The 20,418-nt window shown below is 72.2% G+C and carries 13 protein-coding genes; 3 read left to right on the top strand and 10 right to left on the bottom strand.

From position 1 onward, the window contains the following. Positions 1-59 precede the first annotated feature (59 nt). Positions 60-2,243 (bottom strand): hypothetical protein, encoded by a 2,184-nt coding sequence (locus ACGFZA_RS15195; RefSeq protein ID WP_393679330.1) that lies wholly within the window; start codon positions 2,241-2,243, stop codon positions 60-62. A gap of 78 nt (positions 2,244-2,321) precedes the next feature. Continuing rightward, positions 2,322-4,346 (bottom strand): SpoIIE family protein phosphatase, encoded by a 2,025-nt coding sequence (locus ACGFZA_RS15190; RefSeq protein ID WP_393679700.1) that lies wholly within the window; start codon positions 4,344-4,346, stop codon positions 2,322-2,324. Positions 4,347-4,612: 266 nt separating this feature from the next. Here ACGFZA_RS15190 and ACGFZA_RS15185 point away from each other — a divergent pair, with 266 nt between their 5' ends. Next, the gene (locus tag ACGFZA_RS15185; protein WP_385271380.1) at positions 4,613-6,502 is read left to right on the top strand and encodes a rhamnogalacturonan lyase; all 1,890 of its coding nucleotides are present in this window, start codon (positions 4,613-4,615) and stop codon (positions 6,500-6,502) included. A 42-nt stretch (positions 6,503-6,544) separates the two neighbouring features. Here ACGFZA_RS15185 and ACGFZA_RS15180 read toward each other — a convergent pair whose 3' ends face one another. Further along, complete coding sequence (locus tag ACGFZA_RS15180; RefSeq protein WP_393679327.1) at positions 6,545-7,855, bottom strand: DUF6777 domain-containing protein; 1,311 nt, start codon at positions 7,853-7,855, stop codon at positions 6,545-6,547. A gap of 251 nt (positions 7,856-8,106) precedes the next feature. Between ACGFZA_RS15180 and ACGFZA_RS15175 the strand changes: the two genes are divergently transcribed. Beyond that, positions 8,107-9,309: a streptophobe family protein gene (locus ACGFZA_RS15175; RefSeq protein ID WP_393679698.1), complete on the top strand. Its 1,203-nt coding sequence runs from the start codon at positions 8,107-8,109 to the stop codon at positions 9,307-9,309. A 149-nt stretch (positions 9,310-9,458) separates the two neighbouring features. On the opposite strand, the gene ACGFZA_RS15170 is transcribed toward ACGFZA_RS15175, so the two are convergent. The 6 genes from ACGFZA_RS15170 to ACGFZA_RS15145 form a co-directional block, all read right to left on the bottom strand. Further along, positions 9,459-11,219, bottom strand: a complete 1,761-nt coding sequence (locus ACGFZA_RS15170) for an Ig-like domain repeat protein (protein WP_393679325.1) — start codon at positions 11,217-11,219, stop codon at positions 9,459-9,461. A gap of 184 nt (positions 11,220-11,403) precedes the next feature. Further along, the gene (locus ACGFZA_RS15165; RefSeq protein WP_385271368.1) at positions 11,404-12,420 is read right to left on the bottom strand and encodes a serine/threonine-protein kinase; all 1,017 of its coding nucleotides are present in this window, start codon (positions 12,418-12,420) and stop codon (positions 11,404-11,406) included. Beyond that, positions 12,420-13,001, bottom strand: a complete 582-nt coding sequence (locus ACGFZA_RS15160; RefSeq protein ID WP_393679323.1) for a hypothetical protein — start codon at positions 12,999-13,001, stop codon at positions 12,420-12,422. The genes ACGFZA_RS15165 and ACGFZA_RS15160 overlap by 1 nt, the downstream gene beginning before the upstream one ends. A 9-nt stretch (positions 13,002-13,010) precedes the next feature. Continuing rightward, a complete protein-coding gene (locus tag ACGFZA_RS15155) occupies positions 13,011-15,359 on the bottom strand; it encodes an FHA domain-containing protein (protein ID WP_393679321.1) in 2,349 nt (782 codons plus the stop codon). A 108-nt stretch (positions 15,360-15,467) separates the two neighbouring features. Beyond that, on the bottom strand, positions 15,468-17,108 hold the full coding sequence (gene pgm, locus ACGFZA_RS15150) for a phosphoglucomutase (alpha-D-glucose-1,6-bisphosphate-dependent) (RefSeq protein ID WP_385271359.1): 1,641 nt from the start codon (positions 17,106-17,108) through the stop codon (positions 15,468-15,470). A gap of 46 nt (positions 17,109-17,154) precedes the next feature. After that, complete coding sequence (locus ACGFZA_RS15145) at positions 17,155-17,877, bottom strand: 4'-phosphopantetheinyl transferase family protein (RefSeq protein WP_385271356.1); 723 nt, start codon at positions 17,875-17,877, stop codon at positions 17,155-17,157. Positions 17,878-18,078: 201 nt separating this feature from the next. On the opposite strand from ACGFZA_RS15145, the gene ACGFZA_RS15140 reads away from it, so the two are divergent. After that, complete coding sequence (locus ACGFZA_RS15140) at positions 18,079-18,573, top strand: GNAT family N-acetyltransferase (protein WP_385271353.1); 495 nt, start codon at positions 18,079-18,081, stop codon at positions 18,571-18,573. A gap of 141 nt (positions 18,574-18,714) precedes the next feature. Here the strand turns inward: ACGFZA_RS15140 and ACGFZA_RS15135 are convergent, their stop codons facing one another. Beyond that, positions 18,715-19,950, bottom strand: coding sequence for an MFS transporter (locus ACGFZA_RS15135; protein WP_393679317.1), 1,236 nt, complete (start codon positions 19,948-19,950; stop codon positions 18,715-18,717). Positions 19,951-20,418 lie beyond the last annotated feature (468 nt).

Here is a 20,418-nt window from a genome sequence, read left to right as displayed (position 1 = left end):
TGACCGCGGCGCACCACGGCCCGACCGCCGTGGTGCGCCGCACCCGTGTCCGCTGCCCCTCAGGAGGCGTCGGCCGCCGCCGCCCGCTCCTCGTTGAGCGCGGCCACGGCCCCGCGCACATCCCCGATCGTCGTGTAGTCGACGGCGACGAAGTTCACCGGACTGCCCCGTTCCCGCTCGCACCTGTGGGCCCGGTCCAGCACATAGTCACGGGCGTTGACCTTTCCCGCGTCCAGCCGGCTGCCGCCCGCGACGGTGATGAAGTGGTTCAGCAGAAACAGCCGCTTGCCGGTGTCCCCGCGGTGCGGGACGCAGCTCATCGCGGCGGGGGAGCGGAACGCGAACGGCGTCTCCATCCCGTACCGGTAGAAATTGCGGTACCAGGGCGCGGGCCCGTCGGCCTCCTCGGCGAAGACCACGAGCCGCCGGCCGCTGTCGACCATCTCGCCCAGCGTCGGCCACGCCTTCCGGGGATCGGGGTCCGGTGTGTGGAGCAGGTCATCGAGTCCGGCCTGCCGGAAGGCCTGTTCGGTCTCCTCGCCGCTGATCGCGTCCTGCACGATCAGCGTGACCACCTCACCCGGATTCTCCCGCATCCAGGCGCCCAGGGCGGTGAGGGCGGGCACCAGCTCGATCGCTCCCGCCCGGCACACGGCGTGGCACAGCCACAGGCCCTCGCGCGGCGGGTTGAGCCGGTCGACCGCCGAGGCGATGAGCCGCCGCTGCTCCGGTGAGAAGTCGGGCGTGTCCAACCGCTGCGTGATCTCCTGCGACGTCTCCCAGTGGTACGTGTCGATCTGCAGCGCCCGCGCGCCCGCGTTCAGCTGCGCCGTGATGGCGGGATCCTGCAGCGGTCCGATGAACCGGTCGTACGTCGTCGAGTTGGCGTTGTGCGAGGTCACGTAGGCCGCCTCGTCGTACCGCAGCTCACACAGCCGGGTACTGCCCTGGCAGGCGCGCGCGACGGACTGGTTCACCGCCAGGGGCACGAGCAGCACCCCGGCCATCGCCGCACAGCCGGCGCCCGCGGCCAGCCCACGGACGCGTGGCACGGTGAACGCCGGCCGGGGCCGTGTCCGGACGGCCCAGCCCGCCGCCGCCAGGAGCGCTCCGATCACGAGCGGGACCAGCGCGGCGGTCAGCGCGGTGACGGCGATCCGGTCGAAGGCCGCACGCTGGAGGTCGTCCACCAGGCCGCTCACGCCGGGCGGCCAGGAGTCCGGCGGAGCAACCACCCGCCCGCCGGTGAGCAGGCGCGCGATCAGCACCACGAGGCCGGTGAGAACGGCGCCGGACGCGAGGGCCCAGCCCATCGCCGTCAGCCGTACGCCGGCACCGGCCGCCGAGGCGAACCAGAGCAGAGCGAGGGACACCACGCCCAGTACGGTGGCGATCGCCTCCACCAGAGCGAGGCCCTCGTGCGTCACCGCCCGCGCCCGGTGGACGGCGTCCAGATCGTTTCCCGACGCGGCGAGGGTCTGCGTCACATCCCACGTGCCGTCGCCGACGGTCGCACGCAGCTCGGCCGCCGAGGCCCGGGTCCGTTCCGACACCGCTCCGGGGGCCACCGCCGCCAGTGCCGTGGCCACGTCGCCCTCGGCCAGGGCGACCGAGACCTCGGGACGCAGCGCCGCCCGGCTGTCCTCCGGCACGGACCGCAGCAGCGCGTCCGTCGCCTGCTCGGCCTGCCCGGAGGAGAGCGGCAGCGCAGGCAGGGCGTCCGGGACCCGCCCTGCCACCAGACCCTCCAGCGCCCGGGCCAGATCGGCGGAGAAGGCCGCGAAGTCCGGCTCGGTCCTGTTCTGCAGCGAGGCGACGAGATCGCCGAAGTAGATCTGGGTGAGGTCGCCGAGATGGCCGGCGACCGGCCGCAGGTCCACGGCCAGCCGCAGCGTGCCGACGTCGCCGCGCAGATAGCCGACCAGGCCGTCGATCTGCTGGTGGGTCAGGTCCCGGACCGTCTCCGGGGGCAGCACCACCTTGATGTTCGAGGTGACGACCGCCTCCGGGACCGGCAGCCGCGCGAGGAGGTCCCTGGTGACACCCGACGCCGCGGGATCGACGAGCACCTCGTCGTACAACCGGTCGTAGGCGTCCTGGCTGTCGAGCACCGACCGGTAGAAGGACGGCGAGACCAGGGTGCTGCGCGCGGTCGCGGTCAGGGCCATCACCAGTGTGCACAGGGCGGCCAGTACGAACGCGACGGCGCGCAGGGGGTGCGGGTCCCCGCGGAAGGTATCCATGCCCGTGCCCATGCCCTCATGCTCCGTCTCCGCGGGCCGAGCTGCGAGCCGGAGCCGCCGCCGGCTCGTGCCGGGCCGTCAGAAGCCGTCGTCGGAAGGGATCTCCTGCTCGGTCCACAGGGCCTTCCCGTCGGTGCTGTACCGGGTACCCCAGTGCGTCGCGAGCTGGGAGACGATGAACAGACCACGGCCGCCCTCGTCGACGGTGCGCGCGTGACGCAGATGCGGGGACACCGGGCTGGTGTCGTGGACCTCGCAGGTGAGCGTGCGGTCCAGCAGGAGGCGCAGGTGCAGCGGCGGCGTCCCGTAGCGGACCGCGTTGGTGATCAGCTCGCTCACGATCAGCTCGGTCGCCTCGATCGTCTCCTCGTCGAGGCTCCAGCCTTCGAGCCGGTCGCGCACCAGGGTGCGGGCCATGGCGGGCGTGGTCCGGTCGTGGGCCAGCTCCCATGTCGCGACCCGGTCGGGCGGAACGACGCCCGTCCTGGCGAGGAGCAGGGCGGCACCGTCGGGGTGCGCGTCGGCGGGGAGGTTGTAGACGACGGCGTCGCACAGCTCCTGCAGCCGCCGTTCCGGATAGGCGAGCGCGTCCTGCACCCGGGTCACGGCGTGTTCGTCGGACAGCAGGGAACCGGTGAGGAAGGCCAGCACACTGCCCTCGGCGAGTTCGATGGTCGCGGTGGCGAAGGGGGCGCTGTCGTCGGAGAACAGGGGTGGTCCCTCGGGCACGTCGAGGGCGACCGGGCGGCCGTCCGGATCGACGGCGACCGGCGCCGGATGCCCCGCCCGCGCCACGGTGCAGGTCCGGGCGAAGGGGTCGTAGACCGCGTACAGACAACTCGCCGTCAGCGGCTGGCGGTGCAGCGAGTCACCCGGCGGAAGGGACCGGCGCTCCCGGGCGAGGCGGTCGGCCGTGTCGTTCAGACGGGCCAGCACCTCGTCGGGGTCCAGGTCGAGACCGGACAGCGCGTGGAGGGCGGTCCGCAGTTGCCCCATCATGATGGCGGTCTGGAGTCCGTGGCCGGCGACGTTCCCGATGATCAGCGCGGTCCGGGCACCGGACAGGCCGATGGTGTCGAACCAGCAGCCGCTGTTGCGGCCCGGAAGCAGCACATGCGCGGTCTCGACGGCGATCCGGGTGCCGTTGTACTGCGGCAGCAGCCTGCGCTGGACGGTCGAGGCGATCACATGGTCGCGCGCGTAGCGCCGCGACGTCTCGATGCTCAGCGCCGCATGGGCGGCGGCGGTCAGCACGAGGGTGAGGTCCCTCTCGTTGAACGGCTCGGAGCCGGGGCAGCGGTACAGGCTCACCAGACCGAGGAAGGCCCCGTGCAGTTTCAGCGGCGCCACGATCAGGGAGTGGGCGCCGATCGCCGAGACCATGTGCCCGGTGACCGGATCCGAGTCCAGCCACGGGGTGTCCGGTCCGAGCTGGATGAGCCGGGGCCGCAGATCGCCGGCGGCGAGGGAGTAGGGCGTGCCCTCGGGAAGCCGCCGTGTCACGCCCACCGGCGTGTCCCCGTCGGTCCCCGTCTGGGCCGCACGACGCAGGGGGACATCGGATCCCACCGGGCTGAGCGGTGCGCTCGAACCGCGCAGCACCTCGTCCACCACCTCGACCACGGCGAAGTCCGCGAACCGGGGCACCAGCGCCCCCACGAACCCCTGGCAGATCGCCTCCATGTCGAGGGAGTGGCCCACATTCCTGCGGACCGCGGCCAAGGTGTCCACGCGGTCGCGCGACTTCTCCCGCTCGTTGACGTCGACGACGGCGGCCAGCAGCCCGAGCGGCCGGCCGGCCGGGTCGTCGAGGCGGTGGACCGTGACCAGCAGGCTGCGGTCGGGCCCGGGAGCCCCCATGAGCCGTCCGCGGATCACATGGTTCAGCACGGGCACACCGGTCTCCAGCACGCCGCGCAGCAGTTCCTCCGACTCCGCGGGGGCATGGAGCCGGTACGCCTCCGTGAAGTGCAGTCCCACGATCCGCTCGGGCGCGACCGCGTCGGACAGCGCGTTGACCCGCTCCACCCGCAGTCCCGTGTCCAGCACGTGCAGCCCCACCGCGGACTGGCTGAACAGTGTGTCCAGGAGCGCGCCCGCCATCCTGTCGGCGGGCGCGCTTCCTGGGACCGGTGCACCGGCGTCCGGCACGTCGCACCCCCATCTGGCTCCGCCACCTCTGTGAATCGGTAGCTCTCCGGACAGCCTGCGCACCCCCCCACCCGGGTCGCCACCGCGCTGCGGCAAACGGGTGAGAGCGCGGCCCGGGCGGCCTGCCGCGGATCCGGTGCGTCCGGACGGCAACCTTTCCGGTCCCGGCGGGCACTGAGGGGTACCCGAACCCACCCCCACTCCGGAAGGCACGCACCGTGGCTCCTGAGCATCCCCGTTCCCCCCGCAGACGCCGCACCACCCCCGTTCGGACGCTGATAGGCGCCGTCACGGCGGGTCTGCTGGCCGCCGCCGGACTGGTCGCCACCGGACAGACCTCCCATGCCGCGACCGCGCGCCAGGCGGAGGCACTGGACCGCGGCGTCGTCAGCGTCCACACCGACGCGGGCAACCTGATCAGCTGGCGCTGGCTCGCCACCGACGCGGACGACGTGTCCTTCAACGTCTACCGGGCCGGTACGAAGGTCAACGCCTCGCCGGTGACAGGCTCGACGAACTACTTCCACGCCGGGGCCCCCAACTCGGCGGACTACACGGTGCGCGCGATCGTCGGCGGTGTCGAGCAGAGCGACTCCGTCCACGCCGTGCAGTTCCGCAGCGGCTACAAGGACGTGCCCATCAGCCCGCCCGCCGGCGGCACGACCCCCGACGGCGTCGCCTACACCTACGAGGCCAACGACGCGTCCGTCGGCGACCTCGACGGCGACGGCGCACTCGACTTCGTACTCAAGTGGCAGCCCACCAACGCCAAGGACAACTCCCAGTCCGGCTACACGGGCAACACCATCGTCGACGGGATCAGACTCGACGGCACCCGGCTGTGGCGCGTCGACCTGGGGCGCAACATCCGCTCGGGCGCGCACTACACCCAGTTCCAGGTGTACGACTACGACGGCGACGGCAAGGCCGAGGTCGCGATGAAGACCGCCGACGGCAGCGTCGACGGCAGGGGCACGGTGATCGGCAGCGCGTCGGCCGACTACCGCAACTCCTCCGGCTACATCCTCTCCGGCCCCGAGTACCTGACCATGTTCAACGGTCAGACGGGCGCCGCCATGGGCACCGTCGACTACGTCCCCGCGCGCGGCACGGTCTCCTCGTGGGGCGACAGCTACGGCAACCGGGTCGACCGCTTCCTCGCCGGCACCGCCTACCTCGACGGTGCCAGGCCCTCACTGATCATGGCCCGCGGCTACTACACGCGTACGGTCATCGCCGCCTGGGACTGGCGGAACGGCGCGTTCACCCGGCGGTGGACCTTCGACACCAACAGTTCGACCAACTCCGGCAAGGGGTACGACGGCCAGGGCAACCACCAGCTCGCGGTCGCCGACGTCGACGCCGACGGCAAGGACGAGATCGTCTACGGAGCCATGGCCGTCGACGACAACGGCAACGCCCTGTGGACGACGAAGAACGGCCACGGCGACGCCATGCACGTCGGCGACCTGGACCCGTCCCGTTCGGGCCTGGAGGAGTTCAAGGTCGACGAGGACAGTTCCAAGCCCTCGTCCTGGATGGCGGACGCGAAGACCGGCCAGGTCATCTGGTCGACGCCCGCCGACGGCGACAACGGACGCGGCGTCAGCGACGACATCTGGTCCGGCAGCGCCGGCGCCGAGTCCTGGTCGTCCGCGGCCGACGGCCTGCGCAGCCCCAAGGGCGCCGTCGTCGCGAGTCGCAAGCCCTCCAGCGCCAACTTCCTGTCCTGGTGGGACGGCGACACCACCCGGGAACTCCTCGACGGTACCCACATCGACAAGTACGGGACCTCCGCCGACACCCGGCAGCTGACCGGGGCATCGGTCCACTCGAACAACGGGACCAAGGCCACCCCCGCGATCTCGGGCGACCTCTTCGGCGACTGGCGTGAGGAAGTGGTCTGGGCGACCACGAACAACACCGCTCTGCGGATCTACTCCACGCCGTACGAGACCACCACGAAGATCACCACACTTCTCCACGACACCACGTACCGCACGGCCCTGGCCTGGCAGAACACCGCGTACAACCAGCCGCCGCACCCGAGCTTCTTCATCGGCAGCGGGATGGCGACGGCGCCCCGGCCCACCGTGTCGACGCCCTGAGGCGTTCCGGCCCGCCGGGGGACCGGCGGGCCGGTACGGGCGCTACGCCGTTCCGTCCGAGGCCCCGCCGTCGGAGGCCGGCGGGGCGGGCGGCGGGGCCTCGGACTCCCCGGTCTGCGGTGCCACGGGCTCCGGGGCCGACTCCGAGGTCGGCGGCGGCTCCTCGGAGGAGGGCGGAGGGGAGGGAGGCGGCTCCTCGGACGTCGGCGGTGCCGGGGGAGGTTCCGTGGAGGGCTCGCCGGAATCCGTGGCATCGGGCGACGACGGCTCATCGGCTCCCGGGGAGCGGGAGGACGAGCCCGGGGGACAGGGGTCGGCCCTGCCCCCGCCGTCCTTCGGCGGACACGGGGAAGCACTCGAGTCGGCGGGCGGGTCGGTCTTCTTGTCGCCGTCGCCCGTGTCACCGGCTTTCCGCGCGAACCAGCCGTCGGTTCCGGGGTCGAACATGACGAACACGTTCACCGGCCGCGGGGCGGGCTGCACCACCACGACCCGGCCGGCCCGGTACCCGGGCCAGGGATCGCCCTTCACCTGCGGCGTGCCCTTCAACGCGACCGGCGGCAGCAAGGGGTTGCCGCAGGCGCAGCGGACCCTCGGTACACCGCGGTCGTCGACCATGACCGCCGTACCGGCCTGGAGCACCGCCTGGTAGCTCGTGGCGGCGCCGTTCTCGTACCCGTGGTTGGTGACCCGGGTGTCGAGCCGCAGCCGGACCGGTGTCAGGGCGCGCAGATAGGCCGGGACGCCGGACGGGGCGATGCCCTCCACCGACGCGAAGGCCTTGTTCTTGGCGGGCTGGTCCGTGAGGGCGGTGATCTGCTTCTCCACGTCGCAGCTGGCGACCTTGCGGGTTCCGCCGTACAGGCCGGGCGCCGAACCGTCCACGGCCCGCGTGACGTTGGACGGTGTCGCCGAGGCGCTCGCCACCGGACTCGGTACGGCCGACGGCGTCGCGTCCCCGGCCGTGCCGCGTGCGGTCGAGCCGGTGAACGGGTCGGGGCCGGTCGAACCGGCCGCCTGGAGGAACACCTCCCCGCCGGCCTTGTCGGATCCGTCCGGCCGGGTGAGGACGACGGTGATCACCACCGCCGCCACGAGGGCGACGACGATCGTCGCCACCTTCGGGACCGAGCGCCACCACGGGGTGCGGGGGGTGTGCCCCGGACCCTGAGGGGTCTCTCCGGGACCGCCCGGACCACCGGGTCCGCCATGGCCGCCGCCGGAGGGCGGACCGGCCGGCGGACCGGACGGGCGCTCGGGAGGCGGCGGGACGGGACCCTCCTGCGAAGGACCCGACAGCGGTCCTGAGGGCGGCCCCGTGGGGCGGCCCGACGACGGCGGCTGGTCACTCACGGGTCATCTTCCCCATACCAGGATCGATACCGGATTCTTCGGTCTTTCTTCAGGTATCAGACATTGTGTTCCCCACACCGGCAAGGCCCGCAAGCCGACGCGGTCGGCCCACCCGAGGGGCGGCCCGCAGTGCGGCTGCCTAGCGTGGGCCCGTGAGCACACAGGGATCGGGCGGCCGCAGCGGTACGGGAGTCCGCGTCGCGCATGGCTGGGGCGACGCCCTCCTGACCGTTCTCACGGGACTCCTGGTCATGGGCGTCACCGCAGCCCTCGGCCTGTGGTCGGCCGGAGCGGCGGAACTCCCCGGCGGCTCATTCCCCCGCGTGGTCGCGGCCGTCGTCGTCATGGCGGCGGGCGGCTCGGTCGCCCTGTCGGGGAACGCGGGGGACCTCGCCCGGACCCACGCGGACATCTCGGCACTGCCGCTCTCGGTCACCCTCGTCGGCGCGCTGGTCCTCGCCGCCGGATTCCTCCGCCCCCTGCGACACCGCGCCGTCGCCACCGCGCGCGAACTGGCGGGCTGGGCCGCCCGGATCGCGCTGCTGTGGGTTCTGGTGCTGATCGGCCTGTCCCTGCTGGCCCGGCAGACCTTCGACATCCCCGGCGCCGACCCCACGGGCGGAGTCATCGGCGACGTGCTCGACGCCTCGCCGCAGGCCGGATTCCGGGCCGAGATCCCGCTCACCCTCGTCCTCGGCGTGTTCTGGCTGGCCGGAGTCCTCGTCCTGGCCCTGCTCGTGTCGAGCGGCGCGCCGCTGCCGGTCCGGCTGGTCCGCTTCCAGGAATCGGTGCGCCCGGCCGCGTACGCCATGGTGGCGCTGCTGCTCGCCTACGTGGCCGTGGGGCTGGTCACCGGACTCGTCGTCGCGGTGACCCGCGGGCATCCCGCCGAGACGTTCGCGGTGATCCTGCTCGGACTGCCCAACCTCGTCTGGCTCGTGCTCACTCTGGGCCTCGGGGCGTCCTGGGAGGGAAAGGTGGACGGGCCGTTCGGGCTGCCGATGCCCCAGGTGCTGGACTCCGTCCTGCGGACCCCGGACGTGTCCACCCTGAACGTCGGCACGCTCGCCGAGCAGGACGGCCGCGTCTGGTGGTGCGTCGTCGCAGCCGCGCTGTTCACCCTGGCGTCCGGGTTCCTGATGGCCGCGCGCTCGCCGGCCCGGATCCGCCCCTGGCAGCACGCTCTGCGCATGGCGGCGGCGCTCACCCTCACCGTGTTCGCCGTATGTCTGCTAGTGCGGATCTCCGCGCACTACGGCCTGTCGCTCCTGGGTCTCGGCGACCTCGGCGGCGGGCTGGGCGGCGAGGTGCTGCTGCGGCCGCGTCTGTGGGGTGCGCTCGGACTGGCCGTTCTGTGGGGTCTGGTGACGGGCTTCCTGGGCGGTCTGCTCGCTTCCCGTGTGCACCGGCGCGGAGAGGCGGTTCCGCCGGGCGGCGAGCTCCGGACGCGATAGGCCGCGCGGGCAGGTGCCGGGCGGACGGGTGAACGGAGGGGACAGAGGCGGCAGGCACGGATTCCGGCACCGACGGGCGAACGGCACGCACGGTTCGACGGGACGGCGTCGGCCCGCTGGGCGTCCGCCGTCCCGTCAAGGAGCCCGGCTCAGCCGGTGACGGGGACCGTCACCCAGTCCGCCGAGGAGTCGTGCAACGCGTCACCGGCATAGGAGACCGTGTAGAGGATGCTGCCGGCGGCGGGTGGTGCGTCCGTCACGGTGAAGCCGCCGTCGGGCCCCACGAGTGCGGCGGGCAGATCGGCGACGCCCTTCTTCGACCAGCGCTGGACGGCGACGAGGGTCCCCTCGGGCAGCGGCGTCCCGGCGGTGCTCAGGGTGCCGTGCACCACCACGCCCGCGGTGGTCGCGCCCTCGGGCCCGTCGAGCGTCAACTCCGTCGGGGCCTTGGCCACCTCCACCTCCACCGTGGAGTCCGGGGCGGGGTCGTGCGCGGCGTCGCCCGCGAAGGAGACGGTGTAGGTGCTCCTGCCCGTGGTGGACGGGGTGTCGTCCAGGGCGAAGGCGCCGTCCGGGCCGACGGTCGCCGCCGGGAGCGCGTGGTCGCCGTCCGCGTCGTGGCGTACGGCGGTCACCCGCGCCGGCTCGGCGGATGCCGGACCGTTGCGCCGCAGTGTGCCGGAGATCCGCACGGCCTGGCCCGCGAAGGGGGTGCCGGGCTCCACGGCCGGCGGACCGTCGAACGCGGAGTGGTAGCGGGCGCCGGGGTTCGTGATGATGTGCAGCCAGTAGGAGTTCTTGGCGGCGTTGGTGGTCATGGCGAACAGCCGTGCCCCGTCCGGGCTGAAGGCGAGTCCGCGGTCGGCCACCTGGTCTCCGCCGGCCGATCCGTCCGTGAAGGCGTACTCCCGTGGCGTGTCGCCCTCCACCGGTCGGGCCCGCTGGACCAGCAGGTCGGCCGCCGTGCCGTCGACCGCGCCGCCGCGGGCGACGAGCGAGCCGTCCGGGCTGAAGGCGACCGCGGTCGAACTCGTGCCCGCCGGCAGCGAACCGTAACCGGGCGCTGCGTCGGTGAGACCCGTGGTGGACAACGTCCGGGTGCCGCCGGTCCCGGCCGCGACCGCCACCACAGAGCCGTCGGGGCTGACGGCGACATCCTTCGGCGGGGCGGCCGGGTCGGTGGCGGCGGTGTACGTCCGCAGGGCCAGTTGCCTGGTGTAGGCGGTGGTGGCGTCGTAGACGCCGACGACGAGCTTGGGCGTCCCGTAGGTCGCGTAGGCCTGGACGAGCTTGCCCGGGAGTCCCGGAGAGGTGGCGAACTTCGCGCTCACCAGGCTTCCGCTGTCGGTGAAGGTGCCGCCCGTGGGAGCTCCGCTCCACAGGGTCTGGACCTCGGTGGAACAGTCCTTCGGGTACTCCTGGCTGCCCATTCTGGTGACCCACAGCCGACCGCCGGTGATGCCCAGGTCGCCGGAGCACAGGCCGTCCCTGAAGTCGCTCTTCACCCAACCGCCGCCTATGTACGCGAAGGTGTCCGGGTCGAAGACCAGTACGTAGTCGGCCACGGCCACGTACAGGATGCTGCCGTCCGCGGACAGTGTCATGGCGCCCGCGGCGGTCATGGCCTCGGTGGTGACGGTGCGGAGCAGATTGCCGTCGAAGTCGTACACCAGGATGGCGTGTACGGTCGCCGACAGACCGCCCGTGGTGACGTACAACCGTTGGCGCGCCTCGTCGACCAGCATGCGCGAGTAGGTGTGGGTCGGCAGCTGGACCGTGACGTCGGACGGTTCGCCCGGTTCGGCCGCTCGGGCGCCCGGCGTTCCCGTGGTCAGAACGGCGGCACTGAGCGCGAGTGCGACGAGCAGACCTCTCGCGCGTCTGAAGCGGGCGTGACTGTAGCCGTGCACGTGGACCCCCCACTGTCGTTACGGTCGTCGCCGTGCGGGCGACATTCGGAACGTAGCAGGACGCGGGTTCGGCCAGGGCCTCGTTCGATCAGCCGGGTCGGGCGGGGTCCGGGACAGCGCATCCACGGGGCTCGGGACAGCACATCCACGGGACAGCGCATTTACGGGGCTCGGGACAGCGCGTCTAGAGGTACCGGCTGTCCGGCTGTCCGGAGAACACCGGCAGCGCCCACCGCGGAGGCGACGGCGGGGGCTCGGGCCCCGACTGCCATGCGCCGATCCGTCGGTCCACCTGCGTGGGCGGATGTCCGCCCCGCACCTCGCCCCGCGCGACGGCGCGCAGCGCGGCGGCGAACTGGAGGCAGGAGTCGTAACGAGCGTCCGGGCTCTTCGACAGGGCCTTCGCCAGCACCGTGTCGACACCCGCCGGCAGATCGGGGCGCACTCCCGTCAGGGCCGGCGGCGGATCGAACTGGTGGGCCCAGAGCAGCGCCATGTCGTCGTCCCGCTGGAACGGTGGCGCACCCGCCATCATCTCGTGCACGACACACGCGAGGCTGTAGACGTCGCACCGCCCGTCCACCGGGCGGCCCGAGATCTGTTCGGGTGCCACGTAGTCGAGCGTCCCGACGAACTGGCCGACGGACGTGAACCCGGTCAGCGACAGCGACTTCTTCGTCAGGCCGAAGTCCGTGAGGTAGACGTGCTCCGGGTGATCGCTGTCCGTGCCCGCGGCGACCAGGATGTTGCCGGGTTTGACGTCCCGGTGCACCAGGTCGTGGTCGTGGGCGGCGTCGAGGGCGGACGCCACCTGGGCGGCGATGCGCAGCGCGGTTCCCAGCGGCAGCGGGCCCTGCCGGTCGATGAGGGCGCGCAGGTCCTGACCGGCGACGTAGCGCATGGCGATGTAGAGAACGCCCTCGGTCTCACCGGCCTCGAAGACCGGCACGATGTGCGGATGGTCGATCGCCGCCGCCACCCGTGACTCATGGGTGAACCGTTTGCGGAAGGTGTCGTTGCGGGCGAGTTCCGGGGCGAGCAGCTTGAGGGCGACGGTGCGGTCCAGCCGCAGATCCTTGGCCCGGTAGACGACCGCCATGCCGCCGCGCCCGATCTCGCCCTCCACCAGGTAGTCGGCGATCTGCCGGCCGGTCAGGTCCGACGGCCGGCCGGCCGGCAGGGAGGAATCGTCCGAGGACATCACGCGTCACCCGGCCGGGTCCGCGGATGTGTGGCCGGATCGACGAGCCGGGTCGGCTCCGGGCCTGTATCGGGCGCCGGAGCGCTGCTCGGCCGGCCCGGGCCGGACTGCGCCGCGTAGGTCGTCAGCCGCGTCCCGTCCGTGTACACCCAGCGCGCGTGCTCGGCGTCGAACAGCCACACGGCCTCGCCGTCGATGACCACGCCGGCGCGCAGCCCCTGGGTGCGACGGCGGAAGGTCTCGCCGTCGATGCGGCCCTCGACGAGTTCCTCGGATGCCCGCCGGAACCGGTCCAGCGACTCCTGGACCCGGGCGATCAGCGGGCGCGGGTCCGCCGTACGGGCCATCGGCTGCCCGGCCTGCGGCGGGTCGCGCGGTACGGACACGAGCAACCGGCCGTCGACCCAGGCCGACCAGCCGTTGGCGCACAGCACATGCCCCCAGTCGCCGCGCCGGTCGACCAGCTGTACGGGGAGCAGCGGGTCGAGCGGCTCGGTCGGCCGGGAGACGTCGGGAGCCTCCCAGGCGGGCAGCCCGTCCTGGGGGACGACATGGGTGGGGCGGAAGTCATCGGTCTCCACGGGCCGCTCCTACTTCCGCATGATCGCGGGCTCGTGCCGGCGCAGCAGCCGGGCCACCGCGATTCCGAAGACGGCCGACAGCACCACCAGCATCCCCATGTCGAGGAGCCAGATTCCGGCGGAGTGCTCGAAGAGCGGGTCCGAGGTCAGCTTCCCCGGCACGATCCCGGCCAGGTCGATCGTCCCCGCCATGGCTCCGAGCGCCCAGCGCGACGGGACCAGCCAGGACAACTGCTCGACGCCGGGCACCCCGTGCAGTTTCAGCAGCGCACCGCAGAAGACGACCTGGACGATCGCGAGCAGTACCAGGAGGGGCATGGTGACCTCCTCCTTGCGCACCAGGGCGGAGACCAGGAGGCCGAGCATCATCGCGGTGAAGGACAACAGCGCCACCGTCAGGGTGATTTCGGCCAGGGGTGGCAGGAGCACCCCCTGGCCGCCCGGGGCGTTGAGATCGACACCCGCGAGACCGACCAGGGTCAGCACGACGGCCTGGAGCACCGTGATGGTGCCCAGCACCACGACCTTGGACATCAGGTACGCGGATCTGGACAGGCCGACGGCCCGTTCCCGCTGGTAGATCACCCGTTCCTTGACCAGTTCCCGGACGGCGTTGGCGGCGCCCGTCAGCACACCGCCGACACAGAGGATGAGCAGCGCGTTCATCGCCGTCTCCTGCGTCAGCCGGCTCCCGGCCAGGGCCCGTGTCATGGCGCCCATCACGAACGGCAGCGCGATCATGATGACGAGGAACGTCCGGTCCGCGCTCAGCGCGGCCGCGTACCGCCGTACGAGGGTCCGCAGTTGCGCACCCCAGCTGCGGGTCTTCGGCGGCGGCGCGACCGGCGCGGCCGCGGCGTGCGGCAGCCGGGGCTGGGACGTGGCGTTGGCGATGTACCGCCGGTGGAAGGGGGAGGCGGTGAACTCCTCGGCCCAGGGCCGGTCGCGGTCGTTCTCGAAGGCCTCGAACGCCTCCGGCCACTCGGCGAAGCCGAAGAAGGCCAGCGCGTCCTCGGGCGGACCGTAGTAGGCGATCTTGCCGCCGGGAGCGAGGACCAGCAGCCGGTCGCACACGTCCAGGCTCAGCACACTGTGCGTGACGACGATGACCGTGCGCCCGTCGTCGGCGAGACCGCGCAGCATGTGCATGACCGAGCGGTCCATACCGGGGTCGAGGCCCGACGTCGGCTCGTCGAGAAAGAGCAGCGACGGTTTCGTCAGCAGTTCCAGCGCCACACTGACGCGCTTGCGCTGGCCACCGGAGAGACTGTGGATCGGCTGGTCCGCCCGCTGTTCGAGCCCGAGTTCGCGCATCACCTCGGCGACCCGCTCCCGGCGCTCCGACTTGGCGGTGTCCTGGGGGAAACGGAGCTCAGCGGCGTAACCGAGTGCCCGGCGTACCGTCAGCTGGGCGTGCAGGATGTCGTCCTGGGGCACCAGCCCGATGCGCTGACGCAGTTCGGCGTAGTCGTGGTAGAGATCGCGGCCGTCGTAGAGGACGGTCCCCTCGTCGGCCGGACGCAGTCCGGTCAGGGCGTTCAGGAGCGTGGACTTGCCCGCGCCGCTGGGCCCCACCACGCCCAGCAGGCATTTCTCACCCACCGGGAACGTGACGTGGTCGAGGAGCGTCTTGCGCCCTTTGTCGACCGCCACCGCCAGGTCCTGGACGTCGAGCGACACCTCACCGGTGTCGACGAACTCCTGCAGCGTGTCCCCGACCAGGCAGAAGGCGGAGTGCCCGATGCCGACGATGTCTCCGGCGGAGACGGGTGCCCGGTCGGCGGGCTGGCCGTTGAGGAAGGTTCCGTTGTGCGAGCCGAGGTCGACGATCTCGTACGTGCCGTCCGTATGGGCCAGCAGTTCGGCGTGGCGGCGTGACACGCTCAGGTCGTCGACGACGAGGTCGTTTCCGGACCCGCGGCCGATCCGTACGGTGCGCGAAGGAAGCGGCCGTACGGTGGTCGGCTGCCGGAACGTGCCGGTGGCGGCGGGCATCGAGACGGCCGACGGGCGGTCCGGGGCCGCCGGGGCCGGCGCGGGCCGTCCGCTCAGCAGGGCCCGCGGCCCGTCCTCCGGGTGGCCGAAACGGAGGACGGTGCCGGGTCCGACGTCCGACTCGTGGACGCGCCGCCCGTCGGTGTAGGTGCCGTTCGTGCTGTTCCCGTCCTCGATCGACCAATGGCCGTCCGACGGCCTGAGCACCGCGTGATGCCACGAGACACGGACGTCGTCGATGACGACGTCGCTCAAGGGGTCGCGTCCGACGTGGTACTCCCGGTCCGGACTCATCACCGTGGGTCCTGCGTCGGTTTCGAGTACCAGCTCGGGCGCAGTCGGCGCGACAGGCCGCTCTCCCATGCCCGAATTCTATCGACCGGTACGGATATGTGCCCAGCCGGCAGGCTGCGTGCAGGGCCCATGTTCCCGTTCGGGACGGAGCAGGGGAGGCGGCCTCACGCCGCGGTGTCAGGCCTCCAGGGCGGCGGAGACGACGGCCTTGGCCTCCTCCTGGACGAGGGCGAGGTGTTCCGCACCCCGGAACGACTCCGCGTAGATCTTGTAGACGTCCTCGGTGCCCGAGGGCCGTGCCGCGAACCAGGCGTTCTCCGTCGTCACCTTGATCCCGCCGATCGCGGCCCCGTTGCCGGGCGCCGAGGTGAGGACGGCCGTGACCGGTTCGCCCGCCAGGGTGTCGGCGCTGACCTGCTCGGGGGACAGGCGTGCCAGCACGGCCTTCTGCTCGCGGTCCGCGGGGGCGTCGATCCGGGCGTAGGCCGGCTCACCGAACCGGGCGGTCAGCGCGGCGTAGTGCTGGGACGGCGAATCGCCCGTCACCGCGAGGATCTCGGAAGCGAGCAGGGCCAGCAGGATGCCGTCCTTGTCCGTCGTCCAGACCGACCCGTCGCGGCGCAGGAACGAAGCCCCGGCCGACTCCTCGCCACCGAAGCCGAGCGAGCCGTCGGCCAGGCCGTCCACGAACCACTTGAAGCCGACCGGCACCTCCACCAGCTGCCGGCCGAGATCGGCGGCGACCCGGTCGATCATGCCGGACGACACCAGGGTCTTGCCGATGCCCGCACCCGCCGGCCACCGGTCCCGGTGCGTGTACAGGTAGTTGATGGCCACGGCGAGATAGTGGTTGGGGTTCATCAGCCCCGCGTCCGGGGTGACGATGCCGTGCCGGTCCGCATCGGCGTCGTTGCCGGTGGCGATCTGGTAGCGGTCACGCTGCCCGATCAGCGAGGCCATCGCGTACGGCGAGGAACAGTCCATCCGGATCTTGCCGTCCCAGTCCAGCGTCATGAACCGCCAGGTGGGGTCCGTGAGCGGGTTGACGACGGTCAGGTCGATCCGGTGCTGCTCGGCGATGCGGCCCCAGTACGCGACCGACGCACCGCCCAGCGGGTCGGCGCCGATCCGTACGCCGGCCGCGCGCACCGCGTCCAGATCGAGCACGGACGGCAGGTCCGCCACATAGCTGCCCAGGAAGTCGTACGTTCCGGTCGACGGCGCCGCCAGCGCCCGGACGTACGGCACGCGGCGCACGTCCTTGAGGCCGCCCGCGATGATCTCGTTGGCCCGCTCCTGGATCCAGCCGGTCGCCTGGGACCCGGCCGGGCCGCCGTTCGGCGGGTTGTACTTGAAGCCGCCGTCGCCCGGCGGATTGTGCGACGGGGTGACCACCACACCGTCGGCGAGCTGCGCCGTGCGGCCGCGGTTGTACGTGAGGATGGCGTGCGAGACCGCGGGGGTCGGCGTGTAGCCGTCCTCGGAGTCGATCAGCACGGTCACGTCGTTCGCGGCGAACACCTCGATGGCGGTGACCCGCGCGGGCTCCGACAGTGCGTGGGTGTCCGCGCCGAGGAAGAGCGGTCCGTCCGTTCCCTGCTGTGCCCGGTACTCGCTGATCGCCTGGCTCGTCGCCGCGATGTGGTCCTCGTTGAACGCGGTGGCCGTCGACGACCCGCGGTGCCCCGAGGTGCCGAAGGCGACCCGCTGGCCCGGTTCGGCCGGATCGGGGTGCAGCGTGTAGTACGCCGTCACCAGCCGCGCCACATCGGTCAGGTCCTCCGGGCGGGCCTGCTGCCCGGCTCGTGTCTGCGGCATCTGCCACTCCTCCGTATCGGTCGGTCGGTACGATCTGCCCGCCCCGCTATTTTCGCCGGTCACCGTCACCGGCGGGCGGCTGCCCCGCCGCACGGACGGCCACCGCCGCCGCGTACCCGGCGGGTACCGCCACGTCGGTGATCTTCCAGCCCGCAGGGCCCGGCCGGGGCAGGGGACCGGTGCCCACGTGCTCGGCCGCGAGGCCGCCGGCCAGGCCGATGCCCTCGCCCTTCAGATAGGCCTCCTTGCGGGTCCAGACCCGGCCGAAGGCGGCCGGCCGCTGTTCCCCGGGCAGATCCGCGAGTTCGCGGGTCTCCTCCGGGTGCAGCTGACCGGCGACCTCGGACACGGTCCCGGGCTTCGGGATGCGCTCGACGTCCACCCCCACCGGCACGTCGGCGAACGCCAGAAGGGCCATGTGAGGGGTGTGCGACAGGGAGAAGTGCGGACCGCCTCCGGTCACGGGACGGCCGTGCGGGCCACCGCAGGACGGGCACGCCTCCCGGGTGAGGGGCACGGCGGCGGGAGCGACCCCCAGTCGCGCTCCCAGCAGCAGTCTCAGGGCCACATGCGCGGCGACGTAGCAATCGCGGTCGGCCGCGACGACCAGGCGTGCCGCCCTGGCGAGTTCACCGGCATCGAGGATCTCCGGCGCGACGCGCCGCGCGATCCCACCGTGGCGCACCGCGTCCACCAGCCACAGCGACGGGAGGCCGGGCGGGAGGCGGAGGGGAGGGATCCGCTGACCGTCCTCGGGGAATGCGAACATCTCGGGCTGATACACCGTTACGTCGATTCCTTCGCCGGGTAGGGCGCCGTGAGGGCGTGTCACGGCGGAGCGGTCACCGATATCCTATGGAGGTCCGGGCAGGGGCAGGCATATGTTCGATCAAGGGGTGGCCAGTTCGGCGCGCTCACGAGGTGCGGCGGGCTTTCCGGCCGCCCGGCCCCCTCGGACAGGAGACCCCGTATGTCATCGGACCGCCGGCCGTACTCGGGCGCGGCACTGCTGCGTGAGGCCCGCGTCGAGGACGCGGGCGTCCTCACCCGGCTCCTTCTCGATTCCCGCGCTGCCGCCCTGCCGTACCTGCCGAGGGTGCACAGCGACGAGGCGACTCTTGGCTGGATGACACACGTCGTGCTGCCCGGCACGGACGTCTGGGTGGCCGAGCTCCAGGAGGACGGGGGAGCGGCGGAGCCGGTCGGCTTCGTCTCGGTCGACGGCGACGAGATCGAACACCTCTATCTGCGGCCCGACATGCGGCGGCGGGGCATCGGAACGCAGCTACTGGCCAAGGCCAGGGAACGCAGCCCGCAGGGGCTTGCCCTGTACACCTTCCAGCGCAATGCCGATGCCCGGGCCTTCTACGAGCGGCACGGATTCACCGCCGTCGGTTTCGACGACGGCAGCCGGAACGAGGAGAACGAGCCGGACGTCAGATACCGCTGGAGCCCGGCGGGCTGAACCGGCGGGCGTACGGAATCGGAGGGGACGAGCGGGGCCCGCGGCCATGGGCCCCGCTCCTGATGCGGCCGTGGCCCACGGCCGCGGCCCGCTCTTCATGAAGCCGTGGCACGCGACTTTGGCCCGTTACTCAAGCCGTGATCACCTCATCGGTCGGTGAGGTGGGAGTCCGGAGCCGGTACGGCGGCCCCACGCCGCGCGCGCGTGGGCCGCGGCCAGGGCGGCCATCGTCGCCGTAGCCGCCGAGGCGATCGCGAAGCCGCCGTTCGCGCCGTACACGTCCACCGCGCGCCCGGACAGCGCTGCCGCACCGGCAGAACCTGCGGCGCTGGCCGAATTCAGCCAGGTGAACGCCTGGGTGAGGGCGGCCCGGTCCACAGCTGCCGTGGTGAGCACCGAGGAGAGCACCAGGATCGGGGGTATGGCCAGGCCGGTGACAGCGAGCACGAGCCCCATCACCGGAATCGAGTCGGCGACGAACAGGGGCAGGCAGTTGAGGGCCAGCCAGGCGGACGCAATGGACAGTTGTGCCCGAGGTGCGCCCCGCCATCGGCGCAGGCCGTAGAGCCAGCCGGCCAGCAGGCCGGCGCAGTTCGACACCGCGTAGAGCGGCGCGGCGGCGTCTGCCGCGCCGTGCTGCGCGGCGAAGGCCGTCACCGAGACCTGCATGGCGCCGAAGTGAAGGCCCAGGACGAGGTTGACACCGACCTGAACGGCGAATCCGGGCCGCAGCAGCGAACGGCCCGCGCGCCTGCGCCGAGTGGCGTCGGCCGTCGTCGCAGGCGCCGTGCGGCCCTGCGCGGCCAAGGCCAGCCCGCCGCCCACCACCAAGGATGTGGCGAGCACCATGCCGTGTGCCGGGTCGCCGCTCGCCGCGACCGCGGTGACCAGGGCCGGCCCGGTCAGGTAGCACAGTCCGTTGCCGAGCGATTCCAGGGCGAAGGCGGTGGGCAGTGCCTCGGCCCGCTCGCCGCGCAGCAGTGCCGACCAGCGGGCGGACGACAGCGCGCCGAGCTGCGGGATCGTGGCGCCCGCCAGCGCTCCGGCCGCGGTCGGCAGTGCGTGCGGGCTGCCGCTTTCGACGAGGGCCAGGAGCGAGGTCACGGCGCCGGCGTGGGCGAGGAGAACGGGTGGCAGTACACGGGTCTGGCCGAAGCGGTCGGTCAGCCGGGCGAGTTGGGGACCGGCCAGCGCCTCGGCGACGGCGAAGGCGCCGGTCACCAGCCCGGCCGTGGCGTAGGAGCCGGTTCGGCCGTGGACCAGCCAGATGATGCCGAGGCTGGTCATGGCGATGCCCAGGCGGCCGGTGGTGGCGGTGAGGAAGAAGGCTACGGCCCCGGGGATGCGGAGCAGGGTGAGATAGGTCGCCGACGGCACGGCGCGTCTCTTTCGCTGCCCGGCGGGGCGGGCCACCCGGGGTCGTCGGCGTCCTGATGTGCCGACCCGTGGTCATCGCCTGGAACCGTCCAGTGCTGGCGTGGAGCGGGGACGCGCGCCCCACGCCGACTCCGTCACCGGGCAGAGGTCTCTCATGAGGTCTCGGGTGTACGAACGGCCCGATCCTACGCTCGGCGGACGGGCCGTCGGCCATTATCTCGCACCCTTCCGAGCTGGAACCGCTCAAAGCCTTTCATCGGAGCGCACATTCCTTGCGGGAAAGCCGGGTGTCCGTACTTCTGCCCTTCGATCGGTCAAATGCCATGAATGTCAGGTTAGTTGAGGCGCACCTGTCTGGTCGGTCGAGGATTCCTCTTCTGCCGCAACAGTGGACTCGCTCTCAATTCTCTGCAACTCTCTGACCGCAAAACGCAAAAGTCCATCCTGTTGCTGCAGGAATCCAATGCT

The organism is Streptomyces sp. NPDC048211, assembly GCF_043202315.1.
Lineage (GTDB): Bacteria > Actinomycetota > Actinomycetes > Streptomycetales > Streptomycetaceae > Streptomyces.
Note: the sequence above shows the minus strand (reverse complement) of the source record. Positions and strands in the feature narration are given on the sequence as shown.